Source organism: Hyphobacterium sp. (assembly GCF_965217055.1).
GTDB lineage: Bacteria > Pseudomonadota > Alphaproteobacteria > Caulobacterales > Maricaulaceae > Hyphobacterium.
In genome coordinates this window covers 2,151,889-2,168,059 of sequence record NZ_OZ244227.1, presented here as the reverse complement: position 1 = coordinate 2,168,059, position 16,171 = coordinate 2,151,889, and the positions used below count along the sequence as shown (strand labels likewise).

General features: G+C 61.1%; 12 protein-coding genes. 7 read left to right on the top strand and 5 right to left on the bottom strand.

Annotated elements, in window-relative coordinates; translation table 11 throughout:
- Positions 1–33: 33 nt before the first annotated feature.
- Both ctaD and coxB read right to left on the bottom strand, forming a co-directional pair.
- Positions 34–1,683 (bottom strand): cytochrome c oxidase subunit I, encoded by a 1,650-nt coding sequence (ctaD, locus tag ACOOFN_RS10705; RefSeq protein ID WP_420431289.1) that lies wholly within the window; start codon positions 1,681–1,683, stop codon positions 34–36.
- A 10-nt stretch (positions 1,684–1,693) separates the two neighbouring features.
- Complete coding sequence (gene coxB, locus ACOOFN_RS10700; protein WP_420431287.1) at positions 1,694–2,542, bottom strand: cytochrome c oxidase subunit II; 849 nt, start codon at positions 2,540–2,542, stop codon at positions 1,694–1,696.
- Between the two features lie 231 nt (positions 2,543–2,773).
- Between coxB and ACOOFN_RS10695 the strand changes: the two genes are divergently transcribed.
- The 4 genes from ACOOFN_RS10695 (at position 2,774) to ACOOFN_RS10680 (ending at position 8,033) form a co-directional block, all read left to right on the top strand.
- Complete coding sequence (locus ACOOFN_RS10695) at positions 2,774–3,328, top strand: tetratricopeptide repeat protein (protein WP_420431285.1); 555 nt, start codon at positions 2,774–2,776, stop codon at positions 3,326–3,328.
- Between the two features lie 83 nt (positions 3,329–3,411).
- Positions 3,412–4,824, top strand: coding sequence for a metalloprotease TldD (tldD, locus tag ACOOFN_RS10690; RefSeq protein WP_420431283.1), 1,413 nt, complete (start codon positions 3,412–3,414; stop codon positions 4,822–4,824).
- Positions 4,825–4,936: 112 nt separating this feature from the next.
- On the top strand, positions 4,937–7,042 hold the full coding sequence (locus ACOOFN_RS10685; RefSeq protein ID WP_420431281.1) for a TonB-dependent receptor plug domain-containing protein: 2,106 nt from the start codon (positions 4,937–4,939) through the stop codon (positions 7,040–7,042).
- 67 nt (positions 7,043–7,109) lie between these two features.
- On the top strand, positions 7,110–8,033 hold the full coding sequence (locus ACOOFN_RS10680; RefSeq protein ID WP_420431279.1) for an aspartyl protease family protein: 924 nt from the start codon (positions 7,110–7,112) through the stop codon (positions 8,031–8,033).
- 79 nt (positions 8,034–8,112) lie between these two features.
- On the opposite strand, the gene ACOOFN_RS10675 is transcribed toward ACOOFN_RS10680, so the two are convergent.
- The 3 genes from ACOOFN_RS10675 to ACOOFN_RS10665 form a co-directional block, all read right to left on the bottom strand.
- On the bottom strand, positions 8,113–9,924 hold the full coding sequence (locus tag ACOOFN_RS10675; protein ID WP_420431277.1) for a peptide MFS transporter: 1,812 nt from the start codon (positions 9,922–9,924) through the stop codon (positions 8,113–8,115).
- A 93-nt stretch (positions 9,925–10,017) separates the two neighbouring features.
- Entirely contained in the window at positions 10,018–11,391 is a 1,374-nt protein-coding gene (locus ACOOFN_RS10670) for a glutamate--cysteine ligase (RefSeq protein ID WP_420431275.1), read from the bottom strand.
- Positions 11,392–11,460: 69 nt separating this feature from the next.
- A complete protein-coding gene (locus tag ACOOFN_RS10665) occupies positions 11,461–12,210 on the bottom strand; it encodes a 16S rRNA (uracil(1498)-N(3))-methyltransferase (protein WP_420431273.1) in 750 nt (249 codons plus the stop codon).
- Between the two features lie 75 nt (positions 12,211–12,285).
- Between ACOOFN_RS10665 and ubiA the strand changes: the two genes are divergently transcribed.
- The 3 genes from ubiA (at position 12,286) to ACOOFN_RS10650 (ending at position 16,151) form a co-directional block, all read left to right on the top strand.
- A complete protein-coding gene (gene ubiA / locus ACOOFN_RS10660) occupies positions 12,286–13,218 on the top strand; it encodes a 4-hydroxybenzoate octaprenyltransferase (RefSeq protein WP_420431271.1) in 933 nt (310 codons plus the stop codon).
- Positions 13,219–13,325: 107 nt separating this feature from the next.
- Complete coding sequence (locus ACOOFN_RS10655; protein WP_420431269.1) at positions 13,326–14,723, top strand: M16 family metallopeptidase; 1,398 nt, start codon at positions 13,326–13,328, stop codon at positions 14,721–14,723.
- Between the two features lie 15 nt (positions 14,724–14,738).
- On the top strand, positions 14,739–16,151 hold the full coding sequence (locus tag ACOOFN_RS10650; RefSeq protein ID WP_420431267.1) for a M16 family metallopeptidase: 1,413 nt from the start codon (positions 14,739–14,741) through the stop codon (positions 16,149–16,151).
- Positions 16,152–16,171: the final 20 nt, after the last annotated feature.

The window sequence follows — 16,171 nt, the reverse complement described above, 5'->3', positions numbered from 1 at the left end:
GGCGGAGATGTCTCTCCGCCCCGCCCGTCGCATCTAGTGTGTGTCCGACTTTACCACCGGGAGTTCGTTGAACTGGTGGAAAGGCGGCGGCGAGGACAGCGTCCATTCCAGCGTGGTGGCACCTTCGCCCCACGGGTTCGCAGCCCCCTGACGGCGGCGCAGGAACAGATCGATCAGCATCACGAAGAAGATGATCGTGCCGACCATGGTCACCACATAGCCCCAGGACGAGACCTGGTTCCACAACGCGTAGGCATCGGGATAATCGACATAGCGCCGCGGCATGCCCTGCAGACCAAGGAAGTGCTGCGGGAAGAAGATCAGGTTCACGCCGATAAAGGTGATCCAGAAGTGCAGCTGGCCAAGCAGCTCGGAATACTTGTATCCGCTCATCTTCTCGATCCAGTAGTAGAAACCGGCGAAGATCGCGAAAATGGCTCCCAGCGACAGCACGTAGTGGAAGTGAGCCACCACGTAATAGGTGTCATGCAACACCTGGTCCACGCCGGCATTTGCCAGCATCACACCGGTGACGCCGCCGATCGTGAACAGGAAGATGAAGCCGATTGCCCACAACATCGGTACCTTGAAGTCGATCGACCCGCCCCACATCGTCGCGATCCACGAGAAAATCTTGATGCCGGTGGGCACCGCGATGATCATTGTCGCAGCCACGAAATAGGCTTTCAGGTCGACGGCCATGCCGACCGTGTACATGTGGTGCGCCCACACGATGAAGCCGATGAAGCCGATCGAAACCATGGCGTAGGCCATGCCGAGATAGCCGAATACCGGCTTGCGCGAGAAGGTCGACACGATGTGCGAGACCATGCCGAAGCCCGGCAGGATCATGATGTAGACTTCCGGGTGACCGAAGAACCAGAACAAGTGCTGGAACATCACCGGGTCGCCGCCGCCGGCCGGGTCGAAGAAAGTCGTCCCGAAATTGCGGTCGGTCAGCAGCATGGTGATGGCGCCGGCCAGGACCGGCAGCGCCAGCAGCAGCAGGAAAGCGGTGATCAGCATCGACCAGACGAACAGCGGCATCTTGTGCATCGTCATGCCCGGCGCACGCATGTTGAAGATCGTCGTGATGAAATTGATCGCACCGAGGATGGAGGACGCACCGGCCAGGTGCAGCGAAAGGATGGCGAAATCCATCGACGGTCCGGGGTGGCCGCTGGTCGACAGCGGCGGGTAGATTACCCAGCCTCCGCCGAACCCGTTGCCGGCACCCGACCCCGGCACGAACAGCGAGATCAGCAAAAGCATGAAGGCAAAGGGCAGCAGCCAGAACGAGATATTGTTCATCCGCGGGAAGGCCATGTCGGGCGCGCCGATCTGGATCGGCACGAACCAGTTGCCGAAGCCGCCGATCATCGCCGGCATGACCACAAAGAACACCATGACCAGGCCGTGGCCTGTCACGAAGACATTGTAAGAGTGCTCGTTCGCTGCGAGTGCCCCGAGAAGCGACGTGCCGTCGAAGACCTGAATGCCCGGTTGTGCCAGCTCCCAGCGGATCACGCCGGACATGGCAAAACCGATGATGCCCGCGACAATCGCGAACACCAGATACATCGTACCGATGTCCTTGTGATTGGTGGAGAACAGCCAGCGGCGCGGGTCCCAGAGGCTGGGCGAATGGTCGTGATCGTCCTGATGAACAATAGCGTCAGACATGTCTCTCTCCTCAGCGCGAGGCCATCCGGGTCTCGCGGACACCGGATTGATATTCAGCAATTAGCGAACGGCCGGCATCGATGTCTTCCGCTGCCGTCTCGGCCCAGGCGTCGAACACGTCCTGCGGCACGACATGGACCTCGATCGGCATGAAGGCGTGGCGCAGCCCGCAGAGCTCCGAGCACTGGCCGTAGAAAACGCCTGTGCGTTCGGCCCGGAACCAGGTCTCGTTCAACCGGCCCGGAATGGCGTCTATCTTGATGCCGAACTGGGGGATGGTCCAGGAGTGGATCACGTCCGCGGCGGTCACGTTCAGTCGCACCGTCGCATCGACCGGCACCACGATCGGATAATCCGTCGATAACAGGCGCAGCTGGCCAGCTTCGGCATCGATCTCTTCGTCCGGGATTATGTTGGCATAGAATTCGCCGATCCCGAGATCGGCATACTCATAACCCCAATACCATTGATAGCCGACAGCCTTGATCGTCAGATCGGCTTCCGGAATTTCGTCCTGCAGATACAGCAGCCGGAATGACGGAACCGCGATCACTACCAGGATCAAGACCGGTACGGCGGTCCAGATGATCTCGATCAGCGTGTTGTGGCTGTTCTTCGACGGCGTCGGATTGGCGCGCCGGTTGTAGCGGATCATGACCCACAGCAGCAGCGCCAGCACGACGAGCGTGATCGCAGAGATGATCCACATCACCAGGGTGTGGAATTCGACAACACTTTCCATGACGGGCGTGACGGCTTCGCGCAAACCGATAGCGTCCGGCACGGGCGCACCACTTTGAGCGGCCGCGAGCGCAGTCACGGTCATCCAGATGGCGAAAAGCGCGGTTAGAAATCGCATGGCTTCCCCAAATACTTGCTTGGCCGCGAGGGCGCCCCTCGCGAATTGCGGCGGAATATAGAGTCCTGAACCGGCGCTGTCAGGCCGATATCAGTGCCTTTTTGTCGCATACGTCCCCCGATCCGCAATGTCGACGAAAAACATCTGCTCGCGAGGCCAATTTTCAATTGGCACGACATCTGCTACTCTTTGCGCAGCCATGCGGATGCGCAGGCTGGCAAGGAGGGTGACATGTTGAGGTTGTTCCTGACAGGCATTGCGGCGTGCATGTTCGCCGGCACCGCATCGGCGCAATCCATGATCGTGATCGGCAGCAGTCCGGCCGCGCAATGCTACGAGAACGCCGTCTGGCGGCGCGCCTACAGTTCCGCCCTCAACTCCTGCGATTCCGCCCTCGCCTCCAGTGATCTGACTGCACGTGACCGCCAGCGCACCTGGGTGAACCGCGCCGTCATAAACCTGCATCTCGAACGGCCCGCCGATGCCCTCTACGATCTCGAACAGGCCGTCGTGGCCGGATACGACGCGCCGGAAATCGACATGAACCGATCAGCGGCCCTGATTCGCCTTGGCCGATTCGAGGAGGCCGTGGATGCTGCAAGCCGGGCGCTCGAAGCCGGTCTATCCGATGCCGAGAAAGCCTATTTCAATCGCGCGGTCGCGTATGAGCGGATGGGCCGGATTGCCGATGCTTATGATGATTTCCGGGCCGCCGCCGCTGAAGCGCCACACTGGCGCCAGCCGCGCGAACAACTCGAGCGCTTTCGCGTCGCCAGCGGAAGCTGACGTTCGATCATCACATGTAATCTTGGGCTCGCAAGCAATGCCGGGCATCGCTATGTCTAGGGCTGTCCTGCAGGAGCCCTTCAATGTCCAGCGATCCGTTCAGTCCCTTCGAGTTTGACGCTGATAGTGCCCGACACGCATTTTCCGACGCCCTTGCCGGTGCCGAAGACGGCGAGTTGTTTCTCGAACATGGCACGTCGGAAACGCTGGTGTTCGACGATGGCCGGCTGAAAACCGCGTCCTTTGATGCAACACGCGGCTTCGGCCTGCGCTGCGTTTCCGGGGAAGCGGTCGGCTATGCCCACTCCAGCGATCCCACGCTGGATGCCGTGAAACGCGCGGCTTCGGTCGTCGGTGCTGCCCGCGAAGGTCGTTCGTCCCGGCTGTCCGATGCGCCGGTCCGCACCAATCGCCACCTTTATGATGCCATCGACCCGGTCGGCGATCCCGGTTTCGATGCCAAGTCGACCCTGTTGCAGGAGATCGATGCCTATCTGCGCGCCAAGGACAGCGAGGTGGTCCAGGTCTCTGCCTCGATCGCCGGGTCCCGCCGGGTGATCGGCATATTGCGGCCCGACGGAAACCTCAACACTGACGACCGTCCGCTCGTGCGCCTGAACATTTCCGTGACCGTCGAACGCGATGGCCGCCGCGAATCCGGCAGCACGGGAGCTGGCGGGCGCGATGCATTCGAGGTCTGGCTGAAACCCGACTCCTGGAAATCCCTGGCCGATGAAGCCCTGCGAATTGCCCGCGTCAATCTCGAGGCAGTCGATGTGAAGGCCGGTCAGATGGATGTCGTGCTCGGTCCCGGCTGGCCCGCCGTGCTGTTGCATGAAGCGGTCGGCCACGGCCTGGAAGGCGATTTCAACCGCAAGGGCACGTCCGCCTTCGCCGGCCGCTTGGGCGAGCAGGTCGCCGCCAGGGGCGTGACCGTGATCGACGACGGCACACTGGACAAGCGCCGCGGTTCTTTGACCATCGACGATGAAGGCACGCCCACCGAACGTACAATTCTCATCGAGGACGGCATCCTCGTGGGCTACATGCAGGACCGCCAGAATGCCCGCCTGATGGGCATGGAGGCGACCGGCAATGGCCGCCGCGAATCCTACGCGCACATGCCGATGCCACGCATGACCAATACCTACATGCTGGACGGTGAACACGAACCCGCGGAAATGATCGAAAGTCTCGAGGACGGCCTTTATGCCGTCGGTTTCGGTGGCGGCCAGGTCGATATCACTTCTGGCAAGTTCGTTTTCCAGTGCACCGAGGCTTACCGGGTCCGCAACGGCAAGATCGCCGATCCCGTCAAGGGGGCCACGTTGATCGGCGATGGCCCGACCGCCCTCACCCGGATTTCGATGATCGGCAATGACTTTGCCATGGATCCCGGCATCGGCGTTTGCGGCAAGGCCGGACAAGGCGTGCCGGTGGGCGTCGGCCAGCCTTCATTGAAGATCGCCGGCCTCACCGTGGGCGGTGCAGGCTGATCCACATATCGCACTTTCGTGATTGATATGACCGCCATTTAATTCAGTTCGTCGCATGACCCGGTAGATTGGCTTCCATTCGGGCGGGGGGCCTGAACAGGGATAGGGTTTCATGCGAGGGAAACTTAGAGCGAGTGTTGCGGCGATGGCCGCGACACTGCTGACATCCGGTATTTGCTGGGCACAGGCAGATATCGACCGGTCTCATGCTGGCGAGTCGACATCGGGCGCCATCATCGGGTTCGGCACCGAATTTTTCACCGCCTTCAATCCGGTTACGGCCCTCGACATGGTCAGTCGCGTGCCCGGTTTCTCACTCTCCGCGGGCGACACCGACCGCCGCGGATTGGCGGATTCCTTCGGCAATCTGCTGATCGACGGCCGCCGGCCCTCGAACAAGACGATTCCGCTCGACACCATCCTCCAGCGGATCTCCGCCGAGGATGTCGAACGCATCGAGTTGATCCGTGAACCGGTACCGCAATACGAGATGCGCGGCCATGCGCGACTGGTGAATGTCGTCCTCCGCGAGGGCGCCGGCGCCTCTGGTTCCTGGAGCGCGCGGCTCAATCATTTCGACGGCTCGCGCCTCGGCGCGGTCGGTGAGATCGCCTATTCCTTCACGCAGGGCGAGACGGACATCAATCTCGGGCTCGAGGCGGTCTTGCGCGGCCCTCGCATCCAGCGCCATGAATCGCTCTTCGACGGGAACGGCGCTCAGATCGAGAACCGCAACGACCACGAACAGCGCCGCTATTGGGAATATATCGGCACCGCGTCGGCAACACAGCAGATCACGCCCGACACGCGGCTCCAGTTCGATGCGCGTTTCTTCACCTGGGAATGGCGGCGTCACCAGTATTCGCTGGTGGACGGGTTCGCCACCGGTTCACCAATGCTCGAGCGTTTCGAGCAGTCGGCCACAACCAATTACGGTAGCGGTGGTTCGCTGACCGGCACCTTGAACCATGACGTCACGGACAATCTGGCGTCGACATCGACCTTCCTGTGGCGGCGCTCTTTCTACCGTGACGGGGCCGAGGCCTTCGAGATCTATGATCCTGGCAATTTCGTCGAGGCCTTCATTGTCGTGGTAGACAGCGACAATTCCGAGCAGGTTTTCCGGCAGGCGCTCAACTGGACCGTAAATGACCGCCACACGCTCGAGTTCGGCGCTGAAGCCGCCGTCAACTGGCGCGAGACCCTGCTTGAGGTCGACTATAATGACGGGACGACGATCACGCCGCTTGATCTGCCGGTGGCGGATTCGCGGGTCGAGGAACGCCGGGCCGAGCTCTTCGTGAACCATGTCTGGGCGATCAATGAAGCCTTCAACCTGGAATCCGGATTGCGTTATGAATTTTCCGAGATCGAACAGACCGGCGATTCCGAGCAGTCGCGGCGCTTTTCCTATCCCAAGCCATCGGTGGCACTCACCTGGCAAGCCAATGATGTCACAAGTTTTCGCGTCGCCGGGCGCCGAGATGTCGATCAGCTGAACTTTGGAAAGTTCGCCAGCTCCATCGATATCGCCGACAATAATGCGGTGGTCGGCAACCCCGACTATGAGCCCCAGCGCACTTGGACACTTGAAGCCGAGGTCGAGCGCCGGTTCGGCGAATCCGGCTCCTTCACTTTCCGTATCGGCCAGGACTGGATCGAAGGCGTCGATGATTTCATTTCGGTGGTAACACCCACTGGCGTGTTCGATGCGCCCGGCAACATTGGCGACGGCACCATCTTCCGGCTGACCTGGGAAACCTCCCTGCCGCTCGATTCCATCGGCCTGTCGAACGCCGTGCTCGACGGTTTCCTGGAATGGTATGACACCAACATTTTCGACGAGCTGACACAGCAGGACCGGCATCTGTCGAACTTGCGCGAATGGGAGGTACGCCTCGACTTCCGGCAATCCTTCCCGAAGCTCGACCTGGCCTGGGGCTGGGATTATTTCTGGCTATCTGACGGCGAGGTCTTCCGCGCAAGCGAATACCGCCTCGAAGGCTTCACCGACGGCGATCTGGATATCTATGTCGAAACAACGCGCTGGGCAGGTTTGACCGCACGCATCGGGGTCGATGGTGCCCTCGACCGGGGCAATACGCGTCAACGCATCTTCTATGACGGTTCGCGCGCGCTCGGTGTGGTGAACGCTGTCGAATACCAGAGCCGTCGGGAAGGCCCGCTCTTCTACGTCGAATTGCGCGGCACATTCTAAATTCTGACGACTTCGTGTGTTCGCCGTGACCACGGTTTCGCACTAATTTGCAAGTCAGGAGGACGAGATGCGCAAACTCATCACTGCAGCCTGCTTCGGTATCGCGATGACCGCCCAGGCCTGGGGCGGACCCGAAATAGAGTTGCGGCAGGCTTTTAGTGGACACTATGTCCTGCCGACAACGATTGGCGGCGAGGGGCCCTACCCCTTCATTCTCGACACCGGTGCCAATCACACCGCGCTGCTCGAAGCCCTCGCCTACCAGCTCGGCCTGTCTTTCGCCGACGGCACGCCGGATACATTCTATGGGCTGACCGGGGCCGGCCCGACCGTCATCCTCGGTGTGTCACGAATTGACTTCGGTGCCGGACCGGCTCCGATCGACCGCGCGATCACGATCGATGCCGACATCAATGCCAATCTCGTTGCGTTTGGCATTCTCGGAACAGACGCCTTCGGAGACAGCCGCGTTGAGGTCGATCTGCGCGATTATGTCGTCCGAATAGACCCGTCAGAGGCCTGGCAAACTGCGGACTTCTCCGGCGTGATTGACAGCATCGGCATGATGCGGGCGACAGGGTCGGTCAATGGCATTGAAACCGTATTCATCGTCGACACAGGCGCGACGCGCAGCTTTATCAATGAATCGCTCGCAGATGCGGTCATGACCGACCGCCAGGTTCGCAATATCGAGGTGTTCGGCCTTGGCCCGCAATCGGGACAGGCCGGCGAGATCGGCATCGGTACAGTACGCTTCTCCGGTCTCTGCATTCGCAATGCGCGCGCTCTGGCCACGGATTTTCCGATCTTTGAAACCCTCGGCCTGGCCAACACGCCGGCCATGATCGTGGGATTGGACCTGCTGGATCATGGCCGCATCAAGATCGATTTCGCTACCTCGCAGTTCAGGATCGAATCGTCTGCTGCCTGTCGCCGCCGGTCATCGAGCCTGTTCGACCGGAACATTATTTACGACCGCTGGCAAAAGTAGGCCTCGCTTCGAAGCGCAAAAAAAGGCCGCCGCGGAGAAACTCCGCGGCGGCTTTTCATTGCCCGAAGGACAGGCCCGGTCAGGGCGCGTCGGACGTCCGGTCCATGGACGGACCACCCGCTTCGGTATCCTCGGGATGCGATTGCATCGTGTCATCCGCGGCACCCATCAGCTTCTTGATGATCGGCGAGATCAGCAACATGAACAGGGCGATACCCATCGCGATCAGCCCGACCTGCGTGTACACCGCGGTATAGGTCGCCTTGGCTGCGGCCGCGTCCGTCAATTGACCGCCGATCGTTTCAGCGCCGGTTGTCGAGGCGATGATGCCGGCCAGGAAATTCGACAGTCCCGAATACAGGAACCAGGCGCCCATCGTCATGCCGACCACGCGCGCCGGAGCGAGCTTGGTGACCGCTGACAGCCCCACGGGCGACAACATCAGCTCGCCCATGGTATGGATCCAGTAGATCAGGAAAATGAAGTAGACAGCCGTCATTCCGGCGGTCCCGCTGACATTCATGCCGAGCACGAGGGCCAGGAAACCCAACCCGACCAGGAACACGCCGCCGGCGAACTTGACCGGTGTCGACGGGTTCATCCGCCGCTTGGCGAGGTATATCCAAAGCCAGGCCACGAGCGGTGCAAAGATGAAGATGAAGCCTGCATTGAGCGCCTGGAAGACCGGCGCCGGCACTTCCCACCCGAACATGCTGCGGTCGACCAGACGGTCGGTGAACAGGTTCAGCGACGAGCCCGCCTGCTCGAACAGCGCCCAGAACGGGATCTGCGCCAGCACGAAATAGATCGCGGCAAACATCTGGCCGCGTTCCTGGCCGTGAGTCTTCATGAAGGCATAGCCGACCAGGAAGACCAGCATGATGATGCCGAGCGGACCGAGCACGCCGCCCATGTATTGCGGGTTCATCACGGCCAGCATCGAGATCCCGATAATGCCGAGGCCGGCGAGATAGCAGGCCCATTCAACATTGATCGGCCCGAAGACCTTCTTCTTCAGCTTTTCAGCGTCAGGCGGGTCGGCCCGGCCTTCCAGCCAGTGCTGGAAGAACAGGAAGGTCAGCAGGCCAACGAGCATGCCGATGCCGGCCAGTCCGAACCCCCATTTCCAGCCATAGACAATGCCGATAATCCCGACCGTGATGGACGAAAGGAAGGAGCCCAGATTGATACCCATGTAAAACAGGGTGAAGCCAGAATCGCGGCGCGTATCGCCGAGCCCGTAGAGCGTACCGACAATGGTCGAGATATTGGCTTTCAGGAAACCCACACCGGCGATGATCAGGGCCAGCGCAAGGTAGAGAATGTTGACGTATAGCGGCTCCTGCTCGACGCGTGTCATGTCATCCGAGAAGGTGAAGCTTGCCGGCAATCCGACCGCAGCGGGATCCTCGACATTGATCGTCGTGCCGCCATCGCCATAGGTGATGATCGACTGGCCGCTTTCGGAAATGATGATCGCATTGATGTTCGCGCCACTGCCGCGGCCATCCTGGGTAATCTCGTATTCGGCGCCTTCATAAGTCAGGATCTCGCGCGATCCCGAGCCTTCGAACGCCATCATGCCATGCCCCAGCACAAGCAGGATGGCGCCGAACGTCACGGCCTTCCTCTGGCCGAGATAACGGTCGGCGAGCGTGCCGCCGATGATCGTCATCACATAGACCAGCGCCGTGTAGGCACCGTAGATCAATGTCGATTGCTGATCCGAGAACAGGAAATGCTGGGTCAGGTAGATGATCAGCAGGCCGCGCATTCCGTAATAGGAAAAGCGCTCCCACATCTCGGTGAAAAACAGGATCGCCAGCCCCTTGGGATGGCCGAAAAAGCTCGTATCCTGCGACGCAGGCGTTACCGCTGTGGTGTCAGTCAATGCATCCTCCCCGATGCCGGCCCTCGCCGGTTGTCGGGGCGCACTTGATCACGGCGTTAACCGTCACTCAAGGGCGAACCTGTCACGAAACTGTCAGTAGGCGCAGTCGGTAAATGCCGGCTCGACGGAGTGCTCCCAGCCCGAATGATAGCGCTGCAGCAGGTCTTCTGCCGGGCTGCGACCGCTCGCGGCGATCGCTTCGAGATCATCGAGGAAAACCGCCTCGTTCTCGCCATGCCCGTTCAGCCTGGCGCGCGCGCGCAGACCGTCGCGCGAAATGGCCAGGACCTGCTTGGCGATTTCCTGCAGCGTGGTGTTGCGGAAGGGCGTTTTCAACGCCTTGCGCGCAGCGCCAATACGAAGCGCATCGCGTTCGCTGGCGCTCCAGTCCTTTACCAGCTGCCAAGCCGCTTCGAGCGAGGCGTCGTCGTAGAGCAGGCCAGCCCAGAACGCCGGCAGCGCGCAAAGCTTGTTCCACGGTCCGCTGTCGGCGCCGCGCATTTCCAGAAAGGTCTTCAGCCGCACTTCCGGGAAGATTGTCGAGAGATGGTCGTCGAAATCCTCGATTGTCGCGCGCTCGCCCGGCAGGGCAGGCAGCTTGCCGGCCATGAAGTCGCGGAAACTCTGCCCGGTGGCATTGATGAACTCGCCGTTTCGCTTGACGAAATACATCGGCACGTCGAGCGCGTAGTCGACATAGCGCTCGAACCCCATCCCGTCCTCGAACACGAAGGGCAGCATGCCGGTGCGGTCATTGTCGGTGTCGGTCCAGATATGCGCCCGATAGGAGAGGAAGCCGTTCGGCTTGCCGTCGGCAAAGGGCGAATTCGCAAACAGCGCCGTGGCCACCGGCTGCAGGGCCAGCGAGACGCGGAACATCTTCACCATCGTCGCTTCGCTGTCGAAGTCGAGATTGACCTGGACCGTGCACGACCGGAACATCATCTGGTGGCCGAGCGAGCCGACCTTGGGCATGTAGGCTTTCATTAGCCCGTAGCGGCCCTTCGGCATGAGCGGCGTTTCTTCCAGCGACCATTTCGGCGAAAATCCCAGCCCCAGGAACCCGGCGCCGATCTCGTCGGCAACGGCTTTCACCTCCTTGAGGTGGCCATTCACTTCCGAACAGGTCTGGTGAACACTTTCCAGCGGTGCACCGGACAGCTCGAACTGCCCGCCCGGCTCCAGGCTGACACTCGCGCCCTCGCGCTTCAGCACGATCGGCTTGTCGTTCTCGACAACCAATTCCCAGCCGAAGCGGGTCAGGCCTTCCAGCATTTTGCGGACGGTCGGCCCCTCGCCTTCATAAGGCAGCGGGCGGTGGTCTTTCAGCGTGAACCCGAACTTCTCGTGTTCGGTGCCGATTAGCCATTGCTCGCGCGGCTTGCATCCCCTGGCGAGATGCGCCGCCATCTGTTCGATGCTTTCGATGACTGGTCCGCCACCGCCGTCAGAATAGGATCCACTCAATGGATTGCCGCTCCCCTTGTCCTGTTGGCCTAGTTAGGAGGCAACGGCGCGACCGGCAAGACGAAGCCGTCAATTTTCACGTGCTTGTGCATTGTGTGCCCAGTCGCCGCAATGCGCCTGGTAAAGCGTCAGTGCGGCCACGGCTGCCGTGTCGGCGCGCAGAATGCGCGGCCCGAGCGAGACCGGTATGGCCGCCGGCAGAGCACGTATTCGTTCACGCTCTTCCGGCGTGAAACCGCCTTCCGGGCCGATCAGAACCGAAACGCCGTCGCGGCGTCCGCCTTTCAACGCGTCCGGCATCAGCTGTGCCTCGCCCGCCTCGTCACAGAAAATAAGCGGCCGCTCCGGCGACCAGTCGGCCAGGCAAGCCTCCAGACGCACCGCAGTGTCGATTTCCGGCAAGTCGAGCCGCTCGGTTTGCTCGGCCGCCTCCTTGGCCAGCAAGCGCAGCCGGTCCGTTCGTACCTTGTCGGCAATGGTCCGCTGCGTGATCACCGGGCGGATGCACCGGACACCCAGCTCGGTCGCCTTTTCCACAATGAAATCCGTGCGGCTTTTCTTGACCGGTGCAAACAGCAATTCGAGGTCCGGCACGATATGGGGCGGGCGCAATTGGCGATCGACTTCAATGGCGGCGCGCTTGCGGTCTGCGATCCTGATTTCGGCGGCCCATTCACCATGCTTCGCGTTGAAAAGGCGAATGTTCTCGCCTTCACGCCGGCGCATGACCGAAACCAGATAATGGCTGTCTTCACGGCCCAGCTCCAGCCGGACGCCCGGCGCCAGCTCCTGTTCGCAATAAAGACGGGGATCGGTCATGCCGTGCGGGTAAGCAGTCGACGGCGCCGCGTCAACACTCTTGCCTCGAAGCGTCGTGGCTGGGAATCTGGGCGCATGACGATTCCCGCCGACCGACGCGTTGCCGACAGCCTGCCAAAGACCTGGGTCGACCGGGCGCCGGAGCGATTCCGACCTTTCCTGCGCCTCGCGCGCTATGACCGCCCGATCGGATTCTGGCTGCTCGCCATCCCGTGCTGGACCGGGTTGCTGCTGGCGCGGCTGGCGAGCGGCGCTCCGGCACAGCTCACGGATCTCGGCTGGGCGCTCCTTTTTGCGCTCGGTGCTGTCGCCATGCGCGGGGCCGGCTGCACATATAATGACATTGTCGACCGTGATCTCGACCGGCGCGTTGAGCGCACTGCCGACCGCCCCCTTGCCGCCCGCACGATCTCTGTCCGGGCCGCGTGGCTATTCCTTCTTGCCCAGTGTCTCGTCGGCTTCATCGTGCTGATGCAGCTGCCGCAGCTGGCCCGATGGGTAGCCCTCGCATCGCTCGGCCTGGTCGCAGCCTATCCTTTCATGAAGCGGATCACCTGGTGGCCACAGGCCTGGCTTGGCCTGACATTCAATTGGGGTGTGCTCGTCGGCTATGCGACAATAGCGGGAGCCATCGATGCCGCGGCGATCGCGCTCTATGTCTCCAGCCTGTTCTGGACGCTCGGCTACGACACGATCTATGCCTGCCAGGACATGGAAGACGATGCCATGGTCGGGGTAAAATCGACGGCTCTGGCGCTGCAATCGAATCTGACGCTGTGGCTCTGGATTTTCTATGCAGCGGCCGCGGCGCTTGCGGCACTGGCCGGCGTATTGGCAGGGGCGTCGCTCTGGCTGGCATTGCTGATCCTGCCTTACGCCTTTCACCTGTTCGACCAGATCCGCAAGACCGATCCGGCCGACGGACCGGCCTGCCTCGCCGTGTTCAAAAGCAACCGCACGACCGGTCTGCTTCTCGCATTGGCATTTCTTATCAGTTCATTCATTTGACGTTTCACCGTAGGCGTGGCGGGATGGTGATTGGGCGACGTCGCATTGGCGACAGTACAGGGAGGCAGCTCATGGCAGGTCGGCTAATGGCCGTTTTAGGCGCTTGCATGCTCGCTGCGTGCGGCGAACCGGCTGTGGATCGAAATTCAGACGAGACCGGCGTCACGTCCGGCGAATCGGTGCCGGCAGGTATCCAGGTCGATGTCAGTTACCACACGCTCGACAATGGGCTTCGCGTTGTTCTGTCCGAAGATACGACCGTGCCGACCGCAACGGTTGCTGTGTATTACGGCGTCGGATTCCGAAACGAACCCCGAAATCGCACGGGTTTCGCGCATCTATTCGAACACCTGATGTTCCAGGGATCGGAAAACCTGCCGAAAGGCGATTTCGACTCGCTGATCTATGGCTCAGGAGGCGTTAACAACGGATCGACCCGGTTCGATTTCACCAATTACTACGAAGTCGTGCCATCGAATGCGCTCGAAGCGGTGATCTGGGCCGAAGGCGATCGCATGCGTGCGCCCATCATCGATCAGGAAGTGCTGGAAAACCAGCAGGGCGTCGTCGAAAACGAGGTGCTGGTAAACGTGATCAACCAGCCCTATGGCGGCTGGATCTGGATCGATCTGCCCATGCTGGCCAATGAAAACTGGCACAACGCCCACAATTTCTACGGTGATCTGGAAGATCTGCGCGCCGCCGACCTAGAGGACGTTCAAGCCTTCTTCGACACCTATTATTCGCCCAATAATGCGGTCATTGTCGGGGCAGGAAACATCGACGCGGACGAGACACTCAGCTGGATCGAGCGCGAGTTCGGGAGCATCCCCGCCAGCACGCCCGCCGACCCGGTGGACGTGTCCGAGCCGCGCCAGGAAGAAGAGAAATCCGGCGAAATCTACGACCGGCTGGCACCTCAGCCCGCCCTTGGATTCGGCTATCACATGCCGGAACGCGGCTCGCCTGAATATTATGCCATGGCCGTGCTCGACCAGATCCTCGTCCAGGGCGATGACAGCCTGCTCAATCAGCGCCTGATCAACGAGGAAGGCTATGCCTCCGGCGTTTTCGGCGGGATCAATTTGCTCGGCAACATGTACAATTACAACGGCCCGATGCTCTGGTCCGTCGGCATGATCCACGATGACGAGTTCAGCGATGAAGAGATCATGGCCAGCGTGGACGAGGTGATCGAGGACCTGCGCACCAACCCTGTCAGCCAGGAACAGCTCGATCGCGCGATTACCAAGCTGCGCTCGCAATTCTACGGTATTGTCGATTCATCGACCCGCTTCGGCCTGGTCGACCTTCTCGCGGTCTTCGCCCTGTTCGATGACGACCCGACCCGGATCAACCGGATCGAAGAAGGCTTTGACCAGGTCACGCCGGAACTCGTTCTGGCCACCGCGCAGGAATACCTGCGCCCCACCAACCGGTCGGTGCTGCGCGTCATCCCGGACCCGGACGGCAGCCTCGGCGGTGATACCGCCGGCGAAGAGTGATCGGAGGAGAGGACGATGATCGCATCCCCCATGAAATGGATCGCCGCCGCGTCACTGGCGCTCTCGGCCGCCACCGCTTTCGCCCAGCAGAGCACGCGTCCGGAGATCGGACCGGCGCCCTCTTTCGAACTGCCGGCAACGACGACGATTGAAATGGACAATGGCCTGCGCGCCACCTTCATCGATTTCGGGCTGGCGCCGAAGGTCAACATCTCCGTCAGTGTCATGGCGGGCAATGTGTTCGACGGTGATGCCACCTATCTCGCCGATGTCGTCGCGGCCATGATGGAAGAAGGTGCAGGAGGTGAAAGTCCTGAAACCATAGCGCGGGCTTTCGCGTCCATGGGCGGCGATATGAATATCGGCGTCGGAATGCATGCGGCGAATTTCTCGGCGAATGTGCTGTCCGAATTCGGACCTGAAGCCATCAACCGGATCGCGACCGTGATCCGCCAACCGGATTTCCCGGAATCGGAGTTCGACCGAATCCTGCAAAACGAAATCCGGAACATGACCGTCGCGCGGTCCCAACCCGGACCGGTCGCGACCGAAGCCTATGTCGGACTGCTCTATGGCGAGGATCATCCCTACGGCCAGGGCATTCCCGATGAAGGCCAGATGGAAGGCTACACGCTCGAACAGGTGCGCCAGTTCTATGCCGACTATTTCGGCGCCGCCCGCACCCATATCTACATTGCCGGCCGTTTCGACCATGACGAAATGGAAGCCGCCGTCCGCGACGCGTTCGGCGATTGGGAAGCCGGAAATGCCGTAGACATTCCGGAAGCCACCCCGCGAACCGGCCCGATCGTCAGATTGATCAACCGGCCAGATGCGCCGCAAGCGACCATTCGCCTTGGTGTACCCGTGGCACCGATCGGGACCGCGGATGCCTATTCGCTGACTGTCATGAATGCCCTGCTCGGCGGATCCTTCACCTCGCGACTGACGCGCAATCTGCGCGAAACAAATGGCTGGACCTACTCGCCGGGGTCCGGAATCACGAATCGGGTCGGATCGTCCTACTGGACCTTCAATGCCGACATCATTACCGAGCACACGGTCGAAGCGTTCACGGAGATCTTCAGCGAGATCCAGAACCTGCAGCTGAACACGCCGCCGGCGGATGAAGCTGACGGCATGCGCACCTGGATCGGTGGCATCTTCATCCTCCAGAATGCGTCGACGGGCGGCCTTATTGCCCAACTCGCCAACCAGAACTTGCACGGTCTGCCGGACGATTATCTCGCCAATTATGTTGACCGGATCAGCGACGTCTCCAACGCGGACATCTCTTCTGTTGCGGCAGAATATCTGCAACCGGACCGGATGGTGCTGGTGGTCGTCGGCGATCTGGGCTCCATCGAGGATGGATTGCGCGCCTTCCCGCAGCTCGCCGATGCCGAATTTATCAGCGAATCCGATTAGGCCCTGACGCGCCGGGCAGC

Bases quoted from the DNA above. Each gene is read 5' to 3' on its own strand.
- coxB (WP_420431287.1), bottom strand. From the start codon at position 2,542: ATGCGATTTCTAACCGCGCTTTTCGCCATCTGGATGACCGTGACTGCG.
- ACOOFN_RS10680 (WP_420431279.1), top strand. From the start codon at position 7,110: ATGCGCAAACTCATCACTGCAGCCTGCTTCGGTATCGCGATGACCGCC.
- ACOOFN_RS10655 (WP_420431269.1), top strand. From the start codon at position 13,326: ATGCTCGCTGCGTGCGGCGAACCGGCTGTGGATCGAAATTCAGACGAG.
- ACOOFN_RS10650 (WP_420431267.1), top strand. From the start codon at position 14,739: ATGATCGCATCCCCCATGAAATGGATCGCCGCCGCGTCACTGGCGCTC.
- ACOOFN_RS10695 (WP_420431285.1), top strand. From the start codon at position 2,774: ATGTTGAGGTTGTTCCTGACAGGCATTGCGGCGTGCATGTTCGCCGGC.
- tldD (WP_420431283.1), top strand. From the start codon at position 3,412: ATGTCCAGCGATCCGTTCAGTCCCTTCGAGTTTGACGCTGATAGTGCC.
- ubiA (WP_420431271.1), top strand. From the start codon at position 12,286: ATGACGATTCCCGCCGACCGACGCGTTGCCGACAGCCTGCCAAAGACC.
- ACOOFN_RS10685 (WP_420431281.1), top strand. From the start codon at position 4,937: ATGCGAGGGAAACTTAGAGCGAGTGTTGCGGCGATGGCCGCGACACTG.
- ACOOFN_RS10665 (WP_420431273.1), bottom strand. From the start codon at position 12,210: ATGACCGATCCCCGTCTTTATTGCGAACAGGAGCTGGCGCCGGGCGTC.
- ctaD (WP_420431289.1), bottom strand. From the start codon at position 1,683: ATGTCTGACGCTATTGTTCATCAGGACGATCACGACCATTCGCCCAGC.